18 protein-coding genes and 1 CRISPR repeat array are annotated in these 19,356 nt (G+C 53.9%); of the genes, 13 read left to right on the top strand and 5 right to left on the bottom strand.

Annotated elements, in window-relative coordinates; genetic code table 11:
* Nucleotides 1-594, top strand: a complete 594-nt coding sequence (gene pdxT, locus A3L12_RS03110; RefSeq protein ID WP_088882255.1) for a pyridoxal 5'-phosphate synthase glutaminase subunit PdxT — start codon at nt 1-3, stop codon at nt 592-594.
* Nucleotides 595-608: 14 nt separating this feature from the next.
* Here the strand turns inward: pdxT and purF are convergent, their stop codons facing one another.
* The gene (purF, locus tag A3L12_RS03115; RefSeq protein WP_088882256.1) at nt 609-1,949 is read right to left on the bottom strand and encodes an amidophosphoribosyltransferase; all 1,341 of its coding nucleotides are present in this window, start codon (nt 1,947-1,949) and stop codon (nt 609-611) included.
* A gap of 154 nt (nt 1,950-2,103) precedes the next feature.
* Between purF and purC the strand changes: the two genes are divergently transcribed.
* Entirely contained in the window at nt 2,104-2,799 is a 696-nt protein-coding gene (purC, locus tag A3L12_RS03120) for a phosphoribosylaminoimidazolesuccinocarboxamide synthase (protein ID WP_088882257.1), read from the top strand.
* Here the strand turns inward: purC and A3L12_RS03125 are convergent.
* Both A3L12_RS03125 and purM read right to left on the bottom strand, forming a co-directional pair.
* Nucleotides 2,760-2,939: a hypothetical protein gene (locus tag A3L12_RS03125; protein WP_088882258.1), complete on the bottom strand. Its 180-nt coding sequence runs from the start codon at nt 2,937-2,939 to the stop codon at nt 2,760-2,762. The two genes, purC and A3L12_RS03125, sit on opposite strands and share 40 nt — an antisense overlap.
* Nucleotides 2,940-2,968: 29 nt before the next feature.
* Entirely contained in the window at nt 2,969-3,973 is a 1,005-nt protein-coding gene (gene purM, locus A3L12_RS03130) for a phosphoribosylformylglycinamidine cyclo-ligase (protein WP_088882259.1), read from the bottom strand.
* A gap of 119 nt (nt 3,974-4,092) precedes the next feature.
* Here purM and purT point away from each other — a divergent pair, with 119 nt between their 5' ends.
* Nucleotides 4,093-5,385 carry a phosphoribosylglycinamide formyltransferase 2 gene (purT, locus tag A3L12_RS03135; RefSeq protein ID WP_088882260.1) on the top strand — a complete coding sequence of 431 codons (1,293 nt, stop codon included), beginning with the start codon at nt 4,093-4,095 and terminating at the stop codon, nt 5,383-5,385.
* A gap of 117 nt (nt 5,386-5,502) precedes the next feature.
* On the opposite strand, the gene purE is transcribed toward purT, so the two are convergent.
* Nucleotides 5,503-5,934, bottom strand: coding sequence for a 5-(carboxyamino)imidazole ribonucleotide mutase (gene purE / locus A3L12_RS03140; protein ID WP_088882261.1), 432 nt, complete (start codon nt 5,932-5,934; stop codon nt 5,503-5,505).
* A 107-nt stretch (nt 5,935-6,041) separates the two neighbouring features.
* Here purE and purD point away from each other — a divergent pair, with 107 nt between their 5' ends.
* From purD to A3L12_RS03190, 10 genes are all read left to right on the top strand, one after another.
* Complete coding sequence (gene purD / locus A3L12_RS03145; protein WP_088882262.1) at nt 6,042-7,355, top strand: phosphoribosylamine--glycine ligase; 1,314 nt, start codon at nt 6,042-6,044, stop codon at nt 7,353-7,355.
* A 9-nt stretch (nt 7,356-7,364) separates the two neighbouring features.
* Nucleotides 7,365-8,507, top strand: a complete 1,143-nt coding sequence (locus A3L12_RS03150; protein ID WP_088882263.1) for a formate--phosphoribosylaminoimidazolecarboxamide ligase family protein — start codon at nt 7,365-7,367, stop codon at nt 8,505-8,507.
* 10 nt (nt 8,508-8,517) lie between these two features.
* On the top strand, nt 8,518-8,763 hold the full coding sequence (purS, locus tag A3L12_RS03155) for a phosphoribosylformylglycinamidine synthase subunit PurS (protein WP_088882264.1): 246 nt from the start codon (nt 8,518-8,520) through the stop codon (nt 8,761-8,763).
* Nucleotide 8,764: 1 nt separating this feature from the next.
* Nucleotides 8,765-9,433: a phosphoribosylformylglycinamidine synthase I gene (gene purQ, locus A3L12_RS03160; RefSeq protein WP_088882265.1), complete on the top strand. Its 669-nt coding sequence runs from the start codon at nt 8,765-8,767 to the stop codon at nt 9,431-9,433.
* 4 nt (nt 9,434-9,437) lie between these two features.
* Nucleotides 9,438-11,567: a phosphoribosylformylglycinamidine synthase subunit PurL gene (gene purL / locus A3L12_RS03165; protein WP_088882266.1), complete on the top strand. Its 2,130-nt coding sequence runs from the start codon at nt 9,438-9,440 to the stop codon at nt 11,565-11,567.
* A 127-nt stretch (nt 11,568-11,694) separates the two neighbouring features.
* Nucleotides 11,695-12,696 (top strand): formate--phosphoribosylaminoimidazolecarboxamide ligase, encoded by a 1,002-nt coding sequence (locus A3L12_RS03170; protein WP_088882267.1) that lies wholly within the window; start codon nt 11,695-11,697, stop codon nt 12,694-12,696.
* Nucleotides 12,697-12,747: 51 nt separating this feature from the next.
* Nucleotides 12,748-14,662: a CRISPR direct-repeat array (repeat unit 30 nt; unit sequence CTTTCAATTCTCCTGGAGTCTTATTGGAAC).
* 599 nt (nt 14,663-15,261) lie between these two features.
* Nucleotides 15,262-16,713: an IMP dehydrogenase gene (guaB, locus tag A3L12_RS03175; protein WP_088882268.1), complete on the top strand. Its 1,452-nt coding sequence runs from the start codon at nt 15,262-15,264 to the stop codon at nt 16,711-16,713.
* 72 nt (nt 16,714-16,785) lie between these two features.
* Nucleotides 16,786-17,709 carry a glutamine-hydrolyzing GMP synthase gene (gene guaA, locus A3L12_RS03180; protein ID WP_088882269.1) on the top strand — a complete coding sequence of 308 codons (924 nt, stop codon included), beginning with the start codon at nt 16,786-16,788 and terminating at the stop codon, nt 17,707-17,709.
* A gap of 9 nt (nt 17,710-17,718) precedes the next feature.
* Nucleotides 17,719-18,285 carry a GMP synthase subunit A gene (locus A3L12_RS03185; protein WP_088882270.1) on the top strand — a complete coding sequence of 189 codons (567 nt, stop codon included), beginning with the start codon at nt 17,719-17,721 and terminating at the stop codon, nt 18,283-18,285.
* A gap of 91 nt (nt 18,286-18,376) precedes the next feature.
* Entirely contained in the window at nt 18,377-18,652 is a 276-nt protein-coding gene (locus tag A3L12_RS03190; protein ID WP_088882271.1) for a TonB-dependent receptor, read from the top strand.
* On the opposite strand, the gene A3L12_RS03195 is transcribed toward A3L12_RS03190, so the two are convergent.
* Nucleotides 18,607-19,353, bottom strand: a complete 747-nt coding sequence (locus A3L12_RS03195; protein ID WP_088882272.1) for a DUF2101 family protein — start codon at nt 19,351-19,353, stop codon at nt 18,607-18,609. The genes A3L12_RS03190 and A3L12_RS03195 overlap by 46 nt on opposite strands.
* Between the last annotated feature and the right edge of the window lie 3 nt (nt 19,354-19,356).

Below are 19,356 nucleotides of genomic sequence, written 5' to 3' on the forward strand. Positions count from 1 at the left end.
ATGGTGAAAGTAGGAGTCATAGGCCTTCAGGGTGACGTGAGTGAGCACATAGACGCAACTAAGAGGACCCTGAAGAACCTCGGGGTCTCCGGCGAGGTCATCTGGCTGAGGAGGAAGGAACAGCTCGAGGACGTTTCAGCCCTGATAATCCCCGGCGGCGAGAGCACTACCATATCGAGGCTGATGGAGAGAAACGGCCTTCTGGAGCCGGTAAGGAAGCTCGGAGAGGATGGCCTGCCGATAATGGGAACCTGCGCGGGCCTCATAATGCTCTCAAAGGAGGTTATCGGGGCCACCCCGGGGCAGAGGTTCCTCAATCTTCTGGATGTGAGGGTTTCCAGAAACGCCTACGGCAGGCAGGTGGACAGCTTCGAGGCGCCTGTAAAGCTTTCCTTCAGCGAAGAACCCTTCCCGGGCGTCTTCATCCGCGCCCCGAGGATCCTCGGGCTTTTGAGCGAGAGAGCGGAGCCCATAGCGTGGCTCGGAGACAGGCCCGTTGGGGTGGAGCAGAAAAACATCATCGGCCTCGAGTTCCATCCCGAGCTTACGGAGGACGCGAGGGTTCACGAGTACTTCCTCGAGAAAGCCCTTTAGTCCCTCCTTTTCTTTTAAACTTTAAAGTCGAAGGCCCATTCCGGATACTCCCCGGTGAGGCAGGCCATACAGAGATCCTCCTTTCCAAGGACTTTCTTAAGACCCTCAACGCTGAGGTAGGCCAGACTGTCGGCCCCTATACGCTTCCTGACCCGCTCAACCCCGCCGAAGGCCGCTATGAGCTCGTGCCTCGTTGGGATGTCTATCCCCATGTAGCAGGGGTATCTGATGGGAGGCGATGCTATCCTCACGTGAACCTCCCTCGCCCCGGCCCTCCTCAGCATCTCCACTATGTGCCTCATCGTCGTCCCCCTGACTATGGAGTCGTCAACGAGAACGACCCTTCTTCCCCTCACCACTTCCCCCACAGGGGAGAGCTTTAACCTCACCTTAAGCTCGCGGTTGAACTGCCCGGGCGTTATGAAGGTCCTCCCGATGTAGCGGTTCTTTATCAGTCCCTCGGCGTAAGGCACGCCACTCTCCTGAGAGAAGCCGAGTGCCGCGGCCCTTCCCGAATCGGGCACGGCTATGACGATGTCCCCCTCGGCCGGACTCTCCCGGGCCAGCTCCCGTCCCATTCTGACCCTCGAGGCGTACACGTTGAGGCCGTCTATCGTGCTGTCGGGACGGGCGAAGTAGATGTACTCAAAAACGCAGTGGTGGTGGCTTTTTTTAACCAGAACCCGGCTTTCAACGTCCCCGTCCGATATCAGGAAGACCTCCCCGGGTTTAACGTCCCTCGTTTCATCCGTGAAGAGCCTCAGGGCCGGGTCTTCGGAGGCGAAGTAGTGCCCATCGCCGACGCCGTAACTCAGGGGTCTGAAGCCGAGGGGGTCCCTCGCCACGATTATCTTCCCATCAAAGAGAAATGCAACGGAGTAAGCCCCCCGGACCTCCTCAAAAAGGCCTCTCATGGCCTCGAACTCGTCTCCGGTTTCGGTGAGGTGCCGGAGAAAGGAAACCCCGAGCAGCTCGGAATCCACCGAGTGCCCGAACCTAAACCCAAGTTTCCGATAGTGCCTCCTCAGGGGAAAGAAGTTGGTGAGGGTTCCGTTGTGGGCCACGGCGATGCTCTTTCCGCAGCAGGAGGTTTCCAGCGGCTGGGTCTCGGTGAGTGAGCCCGAGGTCGAATAGCGGACGTGGGCAATGACGGTGTTCGATTTAAGCCCCGAGAGCCCCCCGTCCCTGAAGACTTCCGACACAAGTCCCCTTCCAGAGAGGGTCCTTATCCCCCGGTTCCACGCGCTTATCCCGGCACTCTCCTGTCCGCGGTGCTGGAGTGCCATGAGGGCGTAATAGGCCTTCTGAACTGCATTTTCTGTCTTTGCAGCGAAGATCCCGCACTTCTCCCTCATGCGATCACCGTTTTAACATTTTAATGTAAAGGAGAGCTTAATTTCCACTGGAACTTTACAGACTTCTGCTTAAAAACTTTGCCCTCCGATTAACAAAATTTTGTTAAGAAAAGCCTTATAAATAGAAAATTTTAACATTTTTATGGTGAAGGCTATGGAGGTCTATGAGGGTAAGGCCAAGAGGATTATCCCGCTCGATGAGACGAAGGTTATTATGGAGTTCAAAGACGATGCAACCGCCTTTAACGGAAAGAAGAAGGCAAGTCTGATGGGCAAGGGCACCCTGAACGCCCGGATAAGTGCGCTCCTCTTCAGGGTTCTCGAGGAGAATGGTGTAAAGACCCACTTCATAGGGGTTGCCGGCGACAACAGGCTCATCGTCGAGCGCCTGAAGATGTACCCGCTTGAGGTTGTGGTGAGGAACGTCGTCGCCGGAAGCCTGAAGAGGCGCCTTCCGCTCGAGGAGGGAACGGAACTTCCGGAGCCGGTGGTGGAGCTCTACTACAAGGACGATGGCCTCGGGGACCCCATGATCAACCGCCACCACGCAAAGGTTCTCGGAATAAGCGAGGATGAGATAGAGGAAATCGAAAGAACGGCCCTCAGGGTGAACTCCATCCTCCGGGACTACTTCAAAAGAAGGGGTATTATTCTGGTGGATTTCAAGCTTGAGTTCGGCAGGAACGGGAAGGGCGAGATAGTCCTCGGCGACGAGATAAGCCCGGACACGTGCCGCTTCTGGGATGCGGAGACAAAGAGAAGCCTCGACAAGGACGTCTTCCGCTTCGATAAGGGCGATTTGATTGAAGCCTACGGAGAGCTATACGGCCGGCTTTTGGAGACACCGTAGGTTATGAAAACCGTATAACAGCCCTTTTCATCTTCTTCTATCACTATCTTCCTCAGCCCTATCCCGTAATCTCTTACGGCCCTTTCCACAAGCCCCGGCAGGTCCTCAAGGAAGGCCTTTCTCCTTATCGTGAGCTCCATGGGATCACCGAAAAAAGTTGGGGAGGAGCTTAAAGCTTTATCCCGTAGTTCTCCAAGGTTATCCCGGGTTCCCTTCTGACGGTTCCGAGCTCGAAGCTCTCCACATGTTTGTTGAGCACGCTGAGGGCTTCCTCCCTTTCTTCCCGCGGCACCACGACGACCATGCCAACGCCCATGTTGAAGACCCTGAACATCTCCTCGAGGGGGACGCCGTTTTCGTGGATCAGCCTGAAGATCCCTTCAACCGGCGGCATCTCGAGGGAAAAGCCGTAGTTAGTGAGGCGCTTCAGGTTGTTGAGGCCGCCACCCGTTATGTGGGCCAGCCCGTGAACTTCCACGCTTTCCAGAAGCTCCAGAACCGGCTTTACGTATATCCTTGTGGGTTCCAGCAGCCACTCCCAAAGCTCCCTCCCCTCGTACTCGTAATCGAGCCCGTACCTCGGGATAAGGAGTTTTCTTGCCAGCGTGAGGCCGTTGGAGTGTATCCCAGAGCTGGCGATCCCTATAACGGCATCCCCCGGGCTTATCTTTCCTCCGGTTATCGTTTTGTCCTTCCCGACAACGCCGAGGGCGGTTCCCGCGAGATCGAAGCCCTTCATCAGGTCGGGCATGACGGCCGTCTCGCCACCGACTACGGCGATTCCAGCCTGCCTCGCTCCAGCGTAGAGCCCCTTTCCTATCTCCTCGAAGACCCTCTCGTCGGGCTCTCTAACCGCCAGATAATCCACCAGAGCCACAGGCTCGGCCCCGACGCACAGCAGGTCGTTCACGTTCATCGCCACCATGTCTATTCCTATCGTGTCGAACTTCCCAACGGCCTCGGCGATGAGTGTCTTCGTCCCGACGCCATCCGTCGTCATGGCGAGGTAAAACTCCCCGAAATCCATCAAGGCGGCGTAGTGGCCTATATCCTCCCTCGGTTCGCCGGGCTTCCCCCTCCTGAATTCGAAGGTCGCCTGCGCCATTTTTACGATCCCTTTTAGGGCCCTCGAGGTCTTTTCATCATCCACACCGGCCTGAGCATAAGTGAGCATCTGCTTCACCACCTGGAGTTGAACCCGGGCCTTAAAAAAGTTTTGCCATTTTAATGCTTAAAAAAGCTTAAATATTGTAGATTTTTAACATTTAAACGTCAATAATTGAGGTGGTATCCATGATCGAACCCCGGGATGAGCTCGGAACCCCCCTTACGGATTCGGCCGTGAAGATAATGCTCCTCGGAAGCGGGGAGCTCGGAAAGGAGATAGCGATCGAGGCCCAGAGGCTCGGCGTTGAGGTTGTTGCCGTGGACAGGTACGCAAACGCCCCGGCGATGCAGGTGGCACACAGAAGCTACGTGGGGAACATGAAGGACGGGGATTTCCTCTGGAGCGTCGTCGAGCGCGAGGAACCAGATGCTATAATCCCCGAGGTGGAGGCCATAAACCTCGAGGCCCTCTTCGAGCTTGAGAAGGACGGTTACTTCGTTGTTCCGAACGCGAGGGCAACGTGGATCGCCATGCACCGCGAGAGGACGAGGGAGACCCTTGTTAGAGAGGCCGGAGTTCCGACGTCCCGCTACGCCTACGCTACAACCCTCGACGAGCTCTACGATGCCTGCGAAAAGGTGGGTTATCCCTGCCACACGAAGGCCATAATGAGCTCCTCCGGGAAGGGCTCCTACTTCGTGAGGGAACCTGAGGACGTTCCAAAGGCGTGGGAGGTGGCCAAGAAGAAGGCCCGCGGCAGTGCCGACAAAATAATCGTCGAGGAGCACATAGACTTCGACGTTGAGATAACCGAGCTCGCGGTAAGGCACTACGACGAGAACGGCGAAATTGTCACGACATTCCCGAAGCCCGTCGGCCACTACCAGATCGACGGGGATTACCACGCGAGCTGGCAGCCCGCGGAGATAAGCGAGAAAGCCGAGAGAAGGGTTTACGAGATTGCGAAGAAGATAACAGACGTTCTCGGAGGCCTCGGAATCTTCGGTGTGGAGATGTTCGTGAAGGGCGACGAGGTCTGGGCCAACGAGGTCTCACCGCGGCCCCACGACACGGGCATGGTTACCCTGGCCTCTCACCCGGCGGGCTTTTCAGAGTTCGGGCTGCACCTCAGGGCCGTTCTTGGACTTCCCATCCCCGGGGAGTGGGTCGATGGATACCGCCTCTTCCCGATCCTCACACCGGCGGCGACCCACGTTATCAAGGCCAATCAGGAGGGTTACGCCCCGAGGTTCAGGGGGCTATTCAGGGCCCTTAGCGTTCCAAACGCCACGATACGGCTCTTCGGAAAGCCGGAAGCTTACAGGGGAAGAAGGCTCGGCGTTGCGCTGGCGTGGGATAAAGAAGTGGAGAGGGCGAAGAGAAGGGCAGAGGAGGTTGCCCATAAGGTGGAGCTCAGGACGAGGAGAGGGGAATGGCAGGGTCAGGACTACGAGAAAAGGAAACATCTTTTAACATAATGTTACAGTTCGGTAGAAGAACGGAGGATTTAAAAGGGATCAAATGTTACGGGGAGTGGTTTAATAAGGCGTCCCTTGAATAAGGGGGGATGGAATAAGAAAGCTGACGATGGGGGTTCACGCCCGCATCCTTTCCCTGTACTCCTCGAGCTTTTTCTTCAGGCTTTCATCCTTTAAAGCAAGGATCTCGATGGCGAGCAGTGCAGCGTTCTTTCCGTTGTCTATCCCCACGGTAGCAACGGGTATTCCGGGTGGCATCTGGGCTATGCTTAGAAGGGCATCCAGACCGCCGAGCTTCGCCGAGACGGGAACGCCTATTACCGGTCTGGTGGTATGGGCCCCCACAACCCCCGGTAAAGCCGCGCTTAGGCCCGCTATCGCTATGAAAACGTCGTAATCTCTTTTGGCGAGTTCCTCAACCTTCTTCGGGTTTCTGTGAGCCGAGGCAACCTCGACGTCATAATCAACCCCGAATTCATCGAGGACTTCAGTTACTTTTTCGGCTATTTTCGAATCGCTTTTGCTTCCCATAACCACGAGCACCCTCATGGCCTTCACCGGCTGAGGTTCACTTCAAGCCTTATAACTGTTTTGCCTGTTTTATGTTAAAACAAAGCTTAAAAACTAAAACTTTTAACAAATTTATGGTGAAGCTCATGAAGGTTCTGCTCGTCGGAGGCGGGGGAAGGGAGCACGCCATAGGTGAGGCCCTCGTAAAAGGCGGGGCCGAGCTTTACGCGGTTTCAAAACACCCGAACCCCGGAATCAGGAGGATTGCGAAGGAATACGGCCTCAGCAAAGAGACGGACGTTCAAAAGGTTCTGGAGTTAGCCCTGAAATGGAACGTTGATTTAGCCTTTATCGGACCCGAGGCCCCCCTCGAGAGGGGAATCGTCGACCTGCTCGAGGAGAACGGAATCCCGACCGTCGGGCCGGTAAGAGATGCCGCCAGAATTGAGACGGACAAATCCTTCGCCCGCTACCTCATGGAGAAACACAGGATCCCCGGGAGGAAGCTCTTCAGGGTTTTCGATGACGTTTCGGAAATGCGCTCGTGGATAGACGACTTCGGAAGACCGGTGGTTGTAAAGCCCCTTGGATTGACGGGAGGCAAGGGGGTTAAGGTCGTCGGTTACCACCTCAGGGACAACGAGGAGGCGAAGGCCTACGCCCGGGAGCTCATCGAGAGGGACGGAAGGGTCCTGATCGAGGAGAGAACCGACGGCGTTGAGTTCACCTTTCAGGTTTTCACGGACGGAAAAAGGGTAATTCCAATGCCCCTCGCTCAGGATTATCCCCACGCCTTTGAGGGCGACACCGGGCCGATTACGGGAGGAATGGGGAGCTACTCGTGTAAAAACCACAGACTTCCCTTCATAACGGAGGAGGACTACGAGAAAGCCCTTGAGACGCTGAAAGCCACCGTGAGGGCCATGAAAAAGGAGGGAACACCCTACAAAGGCATCCTCTACGGCCAGTTCATGCTCGCAAGGGAAGGCCCGGTTGTAATCGAATACAACGCCCGCTTTGGAGACCCCGAAGCAATGAACGTCCTGCCAATCCTACGGACGAGCCTGCTCGAGATAGCCGAAGGAATAGTCGACGGTAACCTCGGAAGTGCAGAGTTCGAGGAAAAGGCAACCGTTGTGAAGTATATAGCGCCCAGAGGATATCCCACTGATCCAATCAGGGGAGTTAAAGTTCAAATCAGGGAGGATAAAATCAGGGAAGAGGGGGCAGGGGTTTACTACGCTTCGGTTGATGAGAACCTCACAATGCTTGGCTCGAGGGCACTGGCGATTGTTGGAATAGCGGATACCCTTGAGGAGGCTGAGGAAATAGCTTCCCGGGGAATAAAGCACGTTGAAGGTGAAATCTTCTACCGCAAAGACGTGGGGACACGGGAGAGCGTGGAGAGGAGGATAAATCTGGCGAAGGAATTTGGAAGGGATGTAAGGTACTCGTGCTGAGGTGGTAAGATGATAGGTCGTGAAGAGATCATAGGCGTGCTTGAGGAGTATGACCCGGAAAGGATAACCGTGGGCGTCATAGGGAGCCACTCGGCCCTCGACATAGCCGACGGCGCAAAGGCTGAGGGCCTTCCGGTCCTCGTCGTCGCCCAGAGGGGCAGGCACAGGACCTACGAGAGGTACTTCAGGCTGAGGAAAACGAGGGACGGCCTTACCAAGGGCTTCATAGACGAGGTGATGGTCCTTGAGAGGTTCGCCGGGATAATGGACGTTCAGGAGGAGCTGAGAAGGAGAAACGTTATCTTCGTCCCCAACCGCTCCTTCGTGGTCTACACGGGCATCGACAGGGTCGAGAACGACTTTAAGGTTCCCCTCTTCGGGAGCAGAAACCTGCTGAGGAGCGAGGAAAGAAGCGAGGAGAAGAGCTACTACTGGCTCCTCGAGAGGGCGGGTCTTCCCTATCCGGAGGAAGTGAAGCCGGAGGAGATCGATGACGTCGGTCTGGTCATAGTTAAACTCCCCCACGCGAAGAAGAGACTTGAGCGGGGTTTCTTCACGGCCGCTTCCTATAAAGAGTTCCGCGAGAAGGCAGAGAGGCTTATCAAACTCAACGTGATCACCGAAGAAGACCTGGAAAGGGCCAGAATCGAGCGCTACATAATAGGCCCGGTCTTCAACTTCGATTTCTTCTACTCGCCGATAGATGAAGAAATAGAGCTTCTGGGGATAGACTGGCGCTTCGAGACGAGTCTGGATGGTCATGTAAGACTTCCCGCGAGCCAGCAGCTCACCCTTCCGGAGCACCAGTTCGAGCCAGAATACACCGTCTGCGGCCATGCGAGCTCGACTTTGAGGGAATCCCTGCTCGAGAAGGTCTTTGGCATGGCCGAGCGTTACGTCGAGGCCACTCAGAAGTATTATCCACCCGGAATAATCGGGCCCTTCACATTGCAGACTACAGTTGACAAGGACCTGAACTTCTACATCTACGACGTGGCCCCGAGAACTGGGGGTGGAACGAACATACACATGGCTATGGGCCATCCCTACGGTAACTCCCTCTGGAGGAAGGAGATGAGCACCGGCCGGAGGGTGGCCCTCGAGATAAAGCGTGCGATCGAGCTGGACGAGCTCGAGAAGGTAGTCACCTGAGGTGATTCCAATGAGATGGAAGGTAATGGTGGTGGTTCGTCTCAAGGAGGGCCTCAACGACCCGGAGGGGAGGGTCATCGGAAAGGCGCTCAAAAACCTCGGCTACGAAGTTAAGGACTTCAAGGTTCCAAAGTGCTTCGAGTTCGAGCTCGAAAGCCAGAACCCGGAGAAGGACGTTGAAGAGATGTGCATAAAGCTCCTCGCCAATCCCCTGATACATACCTACGAATACGAGATAGAGCCGGCCGGTGAGTGATATGCCCAAGTTCGCCGTTGTGGTGTTCCCCGGAACGAACTGCGACTTCGAGACGGTTGAGGCGATTAGAAGAGCCGGAGGGGAAGCGGAGAGGGTGTGGTACAAAGGCAAACTCAAGGACTTCGACGGCGTCGTTCTGCCCGGGGGATTCAGCTACGCCGATTATCTCCGCGCCGGAGCAATAGCCGCGAGGCAGGAGATCATGGAGGAAGTTAAGGAGCTGGCCAGAGATGGGAAGCCCGTTCTCGGAATATGCAACGGCTTTCAGATCCTAACCGAGTCAAAACTCTTACCCGGAGCCTTAAGGCCCAACAAAACCCCGAGGTTCATCTGCAGATGGGTGCACCTGCGCGTTGAGGACGTTGGGACGGCCTTTACATCGCTCTACGAACCTGGAGAGGTCATAAGAATGCCCATAGCCCACGCCGAAGGGAATTATTATACGGAAGATCCCGGTGTAAGGGTCGTCTTCCGCTACAGCGACGGCGATGGAAGGGTTACCGAAGAGGCGAATCCGAACGGATCGGTTTTCAACATAGCTGGAATAGCCAACGGGCGCGGCAACGTTCTTGGAATTATGCCCCACCCGGAGAGGGCGAGCGATCGCTTCCTCGGAAGTGAGGACGGCCTGAGGCTCTTTAGAAGCATGGTGGAGTTTGCAAGGAGGTGAGCACGTGTTTCCTCATGAGGAGAGGATCATCAGGGAAAGGCTCGGAAGGGAGCCCAACGGGATTGAAAAAGCCATGCTCGAGGTTATGTGGAGCGAGCACGCCTCCTACAAGTCGAGCAGGCGCTGGTTAAAGCTCCTTCCAACAAAAAACGAGCACGTAATCCTAGGTCCGGGTGAGGATGCCGGTGTTGTGAGGTTCGACGAGAACACCGCTATAGTGGTCGGAATAGAGAGCCACAACCACCCTTCGGCCGTGGAGCCCTACGGTGGGGCCGCAACGGGCGTGGGCGGAATAGTGAGGGACATCCTCTGCATGGGCGCTCGTCCAGTAGCGTTACTGGATTCGATACGCTTCGGGCCGATTGACGGGGAGCGCAACAGGTACCTGCTCGAGGGGGTTGTGAAGGGCATATCCGACTACGGGAACAGAATAGGCGTCCCGACGGTTGGGGGGGAAGCGGAGTTCGATGAGAGCCTTGAGGGTTACACGCTCGTGAACGTGGCGTGCGTTGGACTGATGAAGCCCGAAGACCTCGTCCACAGCTACGTTACTGAGGCCGGGCTCAAGCTGGTCCTCGTCGGCAACAGGACGGGAAGGGACGGAATCCATGGGGTTACGTTCGCGAGCGAGGAGCTGAGCGAAAACGAAGAGGACCGCTCCGCGGTGCAGATTCCGGACCCCTTCACGGAGAAGCTTTTAATTGAGGCAACCCTTGAAGCGCTCAAGACCGGAAAGATTAAGGCTCTAAAGGACCTCGGCGGCGGCGGTTTGACCTGCGCTTCCTCGGAGATGGCTGGAAAGAAGGGCTTTGGGGCTATAATTTATGCTGATAGGGTTCCCCAAAGAGAGCCCAGCATGAACGCCGTGGAGGTCATGATCTCGGAGAGTCAGGAGAGGATGCTCTTTGCAGTCAGGGAGGAGGATCTGGAAGAGATAGCGAAGATCTTTGAGAAGTACGGGCTCGAATGGGCCGTGGTGGGTGAAATAACAGAGGAGCCACGCTTCGTCGTTTACTGGGGCGACGAGAGGGTTGCGGACCTGCCGGTAGAACTTCTGGTGGAGGTTCCCACGATAGAATGGGAGGCCGAGCCTTACACCCTCGAAAGGGACGTAAAAACTCCGGACGTAAGCATCGAGGAAGCCCTCCTTAAGGTGCTCTCAAGTCCGAACGTAATTAGCAAGCGCTGGATCTGGGAGCAGTACGACCACGAGGTTCAGGGGAGAACGGTGTTAAAGCCCGGCCTCGACGCGGCGGTGCTTAAAATAAACGACGAATACGGACTGGCGGTTGTGAGCGACAGCAATCCCTCCTACAGCCACCTTAACCCCTACCATGGAGCGATGGGGACGGTTGCTGAAGTCGTTAGAAACCTCGTCAGCGTTGGGGCGAGACCTCTGGCGCTGGTGGACAACCTCAACTTCGCGTCTCCAGAAAGGCCCCATGTTTACTGGAGCTTTACGGAGACGGTTAAAGGTCTTAGGGATGCCGCGAGGGTTTTTGGACTGGCTTACGTGAGCGGAAACGTGAGTTTCTACAACGAGATCAACGGCAGACCCATAAAACCCACTCCCGTCGTTGCGGGCCTTGGAAAGGTGAGGCTCGAGCGCATCATGACCATGGACTTCAAGGAAGAGGGAGATCTGATAGGCATCGTCGGACTAACGAGAAGGGAACTTGGAGGGAGCGAGCTTTACAGGGTTCTGGGGGTTGAAAGGGGCATAGCTCCGAGGGTTGACCCGGAGAGGGAAAGGGAAAAAGCCGGGGGCATTTTAAAGGCCATAGAGCTCGGGCTGGTGAAGGCCGTTCACGACGTTAGCAGGGGTGGAATTGCAGTGGCACTGACGGAGATGGCGGTAAGCGGGAACCTCGGGTTCGAGGTCGAGATAGCCAGAATCCCGACGGAGGGGAAGATGGACCCGCTGGAGGTACTCTTTTCAGAGAGCCATGGGCGGTTCCTGATAACCTTTGAGGAGGAAAACCTCAAGGAGATCGGGGAACTCTTTGGGGAGTTTGCCGTCATTGGAAGGGTCGGAGGCAAAAGGCTCGTTTTCAGAAACTTCGAGGAGGTTTCCATAGACCTAAAAAAGGCCGGGGAGCTCTACGAGTCATTTCCAGAGCTTCTCGGGGAGTGAGCCGGGAAGAGGGAAGGATCCAATTTTTGTTCTTTATACCCCTCCTGAACCCCCGCCCCATTTTTTACATTTTTCTGTAAAAATAAACCTTAAAAATTACTAATTTTTACACTTTTATGGTGATAGAATGGAGTTTAGAATAGCAACCTATGCTTCCCATTCAGCGCTTCAGATCCTCCACGGGGCGAAACTCGAGGGGTTTAAAACACTTGTCTTTGGAAGGGAGCGGGTGAAACCGCTCTACACCAAGTACTTTCCCCTTGCGGACGAGTTCGTTCCCGGCGAATACCCCGAGGAGGAGCTGATCGAGAAAAACGCAATAGTCATCCCCACCGGCTCGTTCGTGGCTCACCTCGGCGTTGAGCGGGTTGAGAGCATGAAAGCCTTGTATTACGGAAACAAAAAAGTTCTAAGATGGGAAAGCGACAGATCGCTCGAGAGAAAGTGGCTCGAGGAGGCGAAGATAAAAACCCCCGGGGTCATCGAGGACCCGGATGACATAGACGTACCGGTTATAGTCAAGCCCCACGGAGCCGGAGGAGGCAGAGGTTACTTCATCGCAAGAACCCCGGAGGAGTTCTGGGAGAAGGCAAAGGGCCTTGGAATTAATGCCAAGGAGGACCTTGGGAAAGTTCAGATACAGGAGTACGTCGTAGGGGTTCCGGTTTATCCCCACTTCTTCTACTCGAAGCTCAACGAAGAACTCGAGCTCATGAGCGTTGATAAAAGGTACGAAAGCAACGCGGATGCGATAGGGCGGATAGATGCCGGGCAGCAGCTAAAAATCGGAATAGAGCCCAGCTACACCGTCGTGGGAAACATTCCCCTAGTTCTAAGGGAGAGCCTCCTCATGGAGGTCATAGAGGCCGGCGAGAGAATCGTAGAAACCGCCGGCAGGTTGATGGGCGGACTCTGGGGACCCTTCTGTCTTGAGGGGGTCATAACCGAGGAGATGGAGTTCGTAGTCTTCGAAATCTCCGCCAGAATAGTGGCGGGGACGAATCCGTTCATCCACGGTTCCCCATACACGTGGTTGAGGTATGACGAACCCATGAGCACGGGGAGGAGGATAGCCCGGGAGATAAGGGAGGCCATAGAGGAAGACAGGTTAAACGAGATCCTCTTTTAATTCTCCTGGAGTCTCCTTGGGGGGGATGCCGGTTAACTTCCCCCCTTAAGGTTCTCATGTTATCTTGAGGATTATTGGAACGTATTCGGTAGCATCATAAAGAGCATAGCCGACGCACTCTTTCAATTCTCTTGGAGTCTTATTGGAACTCATTGAGCTTCTTATTTCTTTGTAGGCTTTAAGGGCCTTTCAATTCTCTTGGAGTCTTATTGGAACATGGAGGAAATGGCGTTATTCGGGGACGGAACCTTTACTTTCAATTCTCTTGGAGTCTTATTGGAACACATACTGACGCCGCCGTAACTTGTCCATCTGTCCTCGACTTTCAATTCTCCTGGAGTCTTATTGGAACAAGATGGAGAAAAGGGTTGAGGTTGTGTTGAAGAAAGCTTTCAATTCTCCTGGAGTCTTATTGGAACCCCACTACTATTTCTCTCCCCCCTCTCTTTTGAAAGCTTTCAATTCTCCTGGAGTCTTATTGGAACTTCCTTGATAAGACCGGCCGGGTCCTCTATGTTCATCTTTCAATTCTCCTGGAGTCTTATTGGAACCGTGGCTACTAATGTAATCACGGCGATGGCGGTCCGTCTTTCAATTCTCCTGGAGTCTTATTGGAACCTATTATGCTTTTGTAACTCTTTAATTTTCTTTTGTCCTTTCAATTCTCCTGGAGTCTTATTGGAACATGAGCCACGCGACCATCATTATGAGCACGGCCGTCAGCTTTCAATTCTCCTGGAGTCTTATTGGAACTTTCAGCACGCTATATGTGATAATCAGCACACACTTTACTTTCAATTCTCCTGGAGTCTTATTGGAACGGTGGGGACGATGAAGATTAACGTCACCTGGAAAGCTCGCTTTCAATTCTCCTGGAGTCTTATTGGAACACTTTCGGGGGAGGCTAATATAAGCAAAACTTAGATATCTTTCAATTCTCCTGGAGTCTTATTGGAACTTTTATCAACCGGGTCGGGTCGAGGCAAAAATTCCCACTTTCAATTCTCCTGGAGTCTTATTGGAACGTGATGGCAAAACTCCTTAAAGACGGCGCCTCCCCGCTTTCAATTCTCCTGGAGTCTTATTGGAACTTAACCACTCCTGAATGTCTCAGGTATGTATTGAAGCTTTCAATTCTCCTGGAGTCTTATTGGAACTAGACTTAGAGAAGATTAGAAATATCCATCCACGGTTCTTTCAATTCTCCTGGAGTCTTATTGGAACCTTAGCCCTCTTTGTTGGGGCATATCCTAACTCCTTTTGCCTTTCAATTCTCCTGGAGTCTTATTGGAACCCGAGCTAATGGAGGTGATGAGGTTGTGAAGAGGAAGCTTTCAATTCTCCTGGAGTCTTATTGGAACGGGGGCATTAATCCCCCGTGTACCCTCTCCCCCGGACTTTCAATTCTCCTGGAGTCTTATTGGAACTGTTAATCCTCCGTTTCCCCAACCGAAAGGGTACGAGCTTTCAATTCTCCTGGAGTCTTATTGGAACGGGCTTTCGTCCAGGACTACTCACCCCCGCACGGGCTTCCTTTCAATTCTCCTGGAGTCTTATTGGAACCACGTTTCAGTGCAGAAAGCGGAGGAGAACAAGCCAACTTTCAATTCTCCTGGAGTCTTATTGGAACCTGAGATAGAACGTGAGCAGGGCCACGCCCCCCACACTTTCAATTCTCCTGGAGTCTTATTGGAACTTATACCCGGACAGGCCGCCCTTCTCGATGTATATTTTCTTTCAATTCTCCTGGAGTCTTATTGGAACCCACCATGGCCAGCAGGGGAATGACTACGGCGAACAGCTTTCAATTCTCCTGGAGTCTTATTGGAACCATATTCTTCTCCGAAAACTTCAGCCCCCAATCATCCCTTTCAATTCTCCTGGAGTCTTATTGGAACGTTGCGTTAGTTGGCTGAAGATAATGGACCCTATCATACTTTCAATTCTCCTGGAGTCTTATTGGAACAGGCGGGGATTTTGTCCTGTTTATCCAGCAATACCCTGTTAACTCTCGAATTATAAAAGCCTTTCGGTGAAGGGTCAATAAAAACTCCCTAAAAAGCCCCAAATTCGGGCCGTTCTGTAATTTTTCAGAACCCTTGAACCCTTCAAAAAACCCGAACTTCACCATGAACAAAAGCGTCCACGAGACTTCCCAAGCTTTCCGGGAGAACTAAAACAAAAATAAAACCCTTAAAAACCTCGAAAATCAAAAAGATACGATTTCCACTGGGAGAATGCATAAAAGCTCCCCTGAAAGCCCTCCTCCCAGAACTTCGAAAAAATTTCGTTACAAAAACTTAAAATTTTATAACTTTCCGTTTGATGATAACTTTTCGTTACTAAAGGCTTCCAGACCCCTGAAAAACTCCGGAATCGAAAAAGAACCCCCTTCAGAACCCCAAACCCGATAAAAGTCCTCCACAACGAGTAAAGAAAAACCTTCACCACATGTTTTTACAAAATCCTGGCCAAAATGGGTCCCGATATGTGGAGTTTTGCAATGAAAAAAGTTTAAAAAGTCGGTACATTCTTATGTTAAAAAGGAGAGGGAGGAAAGGAATAATGGGAAAATTTACACAAAAACTTGTTAATGCCATGAAAGGGTACACCTTCGATGACGTGCTTTTGATCCCGCAGAAAACCGAAGTGGAGCCAAAGGATGTGGACGTTTCCACGCGGATTACTCCAAGGATAAGGCTCAACATCCCGATCCTCAGTGCGGCTATGGACACGGTGACAGAATGGGAGATGGCCATTGCCATGGCCAGAGAGGGCGGACTTGGAGTAATCCACAGAAACATGAGCATAGAAGAGCAGGTCGAGATGGTGCGAAAGGTGAAGCGGGAGGAAACGGTGGATGAGGTCATCACGGTCTCCCCCGGGGAAAGCATAGATTACGCGCTTTTCTTGATGGAGAAAGAGGCCATAGACGGCCTTCCGGTTGTGGAAGACGGGGAGCTCGTTGGCATAATCACGAAGACCGACATAACCACGAGGGAAGGAAGGACCGTTGGAGAAGTTATGACCCGGGATCCCATAACCGCCCCCGAAAACGCCACCGTTGAGGAGATAATGCGGTTGATGGTCGAGAACGGGATAGACAGGGTCCCGATAGTCAACGATGGGGGAAGACTGGTGGGAATAGTTACCATGGGCGATCTTCTGACGAGGAAAAAACATCGAAACGCGGTGAGGGATGAGGAAGGCCGTTTGATGGTTGCGGCCGCGGTTTCTCCCCACGATCTCAGGCGGGCCCTTGCTCTGGAAAGGGCGGGTGTGGATGTTATAGTTGTTGACACTGCCCACGCTCACAACATGAAGGCCATAAAAGCGATGAAGGAGATTCGGAGCAGAATAGACGCGGAGATGATAGTGGGCAACATAGCAAATCCGGAGGCCGTCGATGACCTGACCTTTGCAGATGCGGTGAAAGTTGGCATCGGGCCTGGGAGCATATGCACGACGAGGATCGTTGCCGGAGTTGGCGTGCCCCAGATAACGGCCATATCGACGGTTGCAGACAGAGCGGAGGAATACGGAATCAAGGTTATCGCAGACGGAGGCATCAAGTACTCCGGGGACATAGTCAAGGCCATAGCAGCGGGTGCCGATGCCGTAATGCTCGGGAACCTCCTTGCCGGAACCAGAGAAGCCCCCGGAAGGGAGGTCACGATAAACGGAAGGAGGTACAAGCAGTACAGAGGGATGGGGAGCCTCGGTGCGATGATGAAAGGAGGAGCGGAGAGGTACCACCAGAAAGGACACATGAAGACGGGGAAGTTCGTTCCGGAGGGCGTTGAGGGCGTCGTTCCATACAAAGGCACCGTCAAAGAAGTTATCTACCAGCTCGTTGGCGGCCTGAAGGCGGGAATGGGATACGTTGGAGCAAGGAACATTCAGGAGCTCAAAGAGAAGGGCGAGTTCGTGGTTATAACGAACGCCGGACTCAGGGAGAGCCACCCGCACGACATCTCCATCACGAACGAGGCACCAAACTACCCGACGGGGGGATGACTTTACATTTTTATGCTTAAATAACAAGTTTTTTAAATTACATTTAACAATTTTATGTTGAAGGTGAAGGTCATGTGGGAGGAGTTCATAGGTGAGAAGGTCGAGGAGATAAGGAAGACGGTCGGCGATGGAAAGGCAATTATAGCCCTGAGCGGAGGGGTGGACAGCTCGACGGCCGCTGTTCTGGCCCACAGGGCAATCGGCGACAGGCTACACGCGGTTTTCGTCAACACCGGTTTCATGAGGAAGAACGAGCCGGAGTTCGTTGTGAAAACCTTCCAGGACGACCTTGGCCTGAACCTTATCTACGTCGACGCTCAGGAGCGCTTCTTTGAGGCCCTTAAGGGCGTCACGGATCCGGAGGAGAAGAGGAAGGTAATAGGAAAAACCTTCATAGACGTCTTTGAGGAGGTCGCCCGCGAGATCGATGCCGGCTTTTTGATTCAGGGGACGATAGCCCCGGACTGGATAGAGAGCAAGGGGAAGATAAAGAGCCACCACAACGTCGGTGGCTTACCCGAGCGTTTGAACCTCAGGCTCATCGAACCATTGAGGGACCTCTACAAGGACGAGGTCAGGGAGCTCGCGAGGGAGCTCGGTCTTCCAGAGAAGATTTACAATAGAATGCCCTTCCCGGGGCCGGGTCTGGCCGTCCGCGTCCTCGGAGAGGTCACCCCAGAGAGAGTAGCCATCGTCAGGGAGGCCAACGCCATAGTGGAGGAGGAGATCGAGAGGGCCAAACTAAAGCCGTGGCAGGCCTTTGCAGTCCTTTTGGGAGTTAAAACCGTCGGAGTTCAGGGAGATATAAGGGCCTACAAGGAGACAGTAGCCGTTAGGGTTGTTGAGAGCCTTGACGGGATGACCGCAAATGCCATGGAGGTTCCCTTCGAAGTGCTGCAGAGGATAGCCTTCAGGATAACAAGCGAGGTTCCTCAGGTGGGAAGGGTTCTCTACGACGTAACCAACAAGCCTCCTGCAACAATAGAGTTTGAGTAGGTGAGGGGGATGATAGTCATAATGGACAACCACGGTCAATACGTTCACAGGATATGGAGAACCCTGCGCTATCTGGGCGTCGATTCAAAGGTAATACGCAACACAACTCCTCTGGAGGAGATAAAGGCGCTGAGGCCGAAGGGCATAATCTTCTCCGGGGGCCCGGACATCGAGAGAACGGGCAACTGCCGGAAAATCCTTGAGCGTTACGATGAGTTCAACGTCCCCATACTGGGCATCTGCCTCGGCCACCAGCTCATAGCGAAGCACTTCGGCGGGAAGGTCGGGAGGGGCGAGAGAGCGGAATACAGCCTTGTGGAGATCGAGATAATCGAGAAGGACGAAATCTTCGAGGGCCTTCCGGAGAGGCTCAGGGTATGGGAGAGCCACATGGATGAGGTCAAGGAACTTCCAGCGGGCTTCAGGCTTCTGGCGAGGAGCGAGACCTGCCCGGTGGAGGCCATGAGACATGAGAGGCTTCCGATCTACGGGGTGCAGTTCCATCCCGAGGTCACCCACACGGAGAAGGGGAGTGAAATCTACCGCAACTTCGCAAGGCTCTGCGGGGAGCTTTGATTTTCCCGCTGCCAGCATCGTTCTTTTACGTTTAAAAATTGCAAATTAGAAAATTTTTTAAAGTTTAACCACTACCTAATCTGGTGATAGTTTGGGGCACACTCTTTATTACCGTACTAGAATAGAGAGGAGATCCGGGTTCAGGAAATTCCTCAGGAGGGTCTGTGAGGGTATCGGCTACCGCTTCAGCGAAGGTTCAGGGTCTGTAATCGTCTTCCCGGAGTGCCCGCTCGTCGAACCCCTCGAGATCCCGTGGAAGGGAGAGGGTTCGGTCAAGACGAACCTCATCGAGCCCTGTCACTCGGTTTACCTCCTCATCCTTCACTCGGTCTCCTTCTTCGGCTCCGTAGAGCTCTGGGAGGACTGATCCGTGAGGTAGACCTCGATTATCCTCACGGGCACGGCTCCCCTGAACGTCCTGTCCTCCACGAGGAGCTTCACGACCCTCCCCACCTCGAGGTCTCCAACAGCGTCCACCCAGTAGTGGCCGGGTTTGACGTTTGCCGCCATGTCGTCGTGGACGAAGATCCTGACGAGATCGCCCTTGATCTCTTCGACTATCCCGTAGGTGTAATCCCTCCCGTACTTCGACTTGAAGTACCACCTGAAGACGAGGACGACCACGAGGACAAAGAGCAGGTACGCGTAATAGTAGTAGGCCTCCGGGGCCTTCCCGCGTATCAGGGCGTATCCGAGGAAAACCCCCAGGAGAATGGCGGATATGCCGTAGTAGAAGAACCTGTAGGGTTCATACTCGACGAAGAAGTTCCGGTTTTTGATAAGGGTGTACCTCAGGAAGGGGAAGTAAACCACCGCCAGTCCCACGAGCCAGAGCGGGTCGGCCCTGATGAGGAGCAGGATGAAGTTGAGGATTAGATAGCCTGTGAAGGCCATCTGGAGCCTCAGACTAAGGTATTCGTGAACCGTAAGGGGCTTTTTGAAGAGCCGGCGGAGGTACCTGAAGTCGGGGGGACGCTCCGATGGCGATGGCATGAAAAAATCCCGGAGCCGATCGATGCCCGATTCTACAAGCTCGCCCACCCTGTAAAGGAACTCCTCAACGTCCATGAT

The organism is Thermococcus sp. P6 (assembly GCF_002214525.1).
GTDB lineage: Archaea > Methanobacteriota_B > Thermococci > Thermococcales > Thermococcaceae > Thermococcus.

What these genes read in the sequence shown, in the direction of transcription:
- purE (WP_088882261.1), bottom strand. Translation starts at nt 5,934, where the DNA reads ATGAGGGTGCTCGTGGTTATGGGAAGCAAAAGCGATTCGAAAATAGCC.
- purD (WP_088882262.1), top strand. Translation starts at nt 6,042, where the DNA reads ATGAAGGTTCTGCTCGTCGGAGGCGGGGGAAGGGAGCACGCCATAGGT.
- purS (WP_088882264.1), top strand. Translation starts at nt 8,518, where the DNA reads ATGAGATGGAAGGTAATGGTGGTGGTTCGTCTCAAGGAGGGCCTCAAC.
- A3L12_RS03195 (WP_088882272.1), bottom strand. Translation starts at nt 19,353, where the DNA reads ATGGACGTTGAGGAGTTCCTTTACAGGGTGGGCGAGCTTGTAGAATCG.
- purT (WP_088882260.1), top strand. Translation starts at nt 4,093, where the DNA reads ATGATCGAACCCCGGGATGAGCTCGGAACCCCCCTTACGGATTCGGCC.
- A3L12_RS03170 (WP_088882267.1), top strand. Translation starts at nt 11,695, where the DNA reads ATGGAGTTTAGAATAGCAACCTATGCTTCCCATTCAGCGCTTCAGATC.
- A3L12_RS03185 (WP_088882270.1), top strand. Translation starts at nt 17,719, where the DNA reads ATGATAGTCATAATGGACAACCACGGTCAATACGTTCACAGGATATGG.
- purC (WP_088882257.1), top strand. Translation starts at nt 2,104, where the DNA reads ATGGAGGTCTATGAGGGTAAGGCCAAGAGGATTATCCCGCTCGATGAG.
- A3L12_RS03150 (WP_088882263.1), top strand. Translation starts at nt 7,365, where the DNA reads ATGATAGGTCGTGAAGAGATCATAGGCGTGCTTGAGGAGTATGACCCG.
- guaA (WP_088882269.1), top strand. Translation starts at nt 16,786, where the DNA reads ATGTGGGAGGAGTTCATAGGTGAGAAGGTCGAGGAGATAAGGAAGACG.
- purF (WP_088882256.1), bottom strand. Translation starts at nt 1,949, where the DNA reads ATGAGGGAGAAGTGCGGGATCTTCGCTGCAAAGACAGAAAATGCAGTT.
- A3L12_RS03125 (WP_088882258.1), bottom strand. Translation starts at nt 2,939, where the DNA reads ATGGAGCTCACGATAAGGAGAAAGGCCTTCCTTGAGGACCTGCCGGGG.
- pdxT (WP_088882255.1), top strand. Translation starts at nt 1, where the DNA reads ATGGTGAAAGTAGGAGTCATAGGCCTTCAGGGTGACGTGAGTGAGCAC.
- purQ (WP_088882265.1), top strand. Translation starts at nt 8,765, where the DNA reads ATGCCCAAGTTCGCCGTTGTGGTGTTCCCCGGAACGAACTGCGACTTC.
- purM (WP_088882259.1), bottom strand. Translation starts at nt 3,973, where the DNA reads ATGCTCACTTATGCTCAGGCCGGTGTGGATGATGAAAAGACCTCGAGG.
- guaB (WP_088882268.1), top strand. Translation starts at nt 15,262, where the DNA reads ATGGGAAAATTTACACAAAAACTTGTTAATGCCATGAAAGGGTACACC.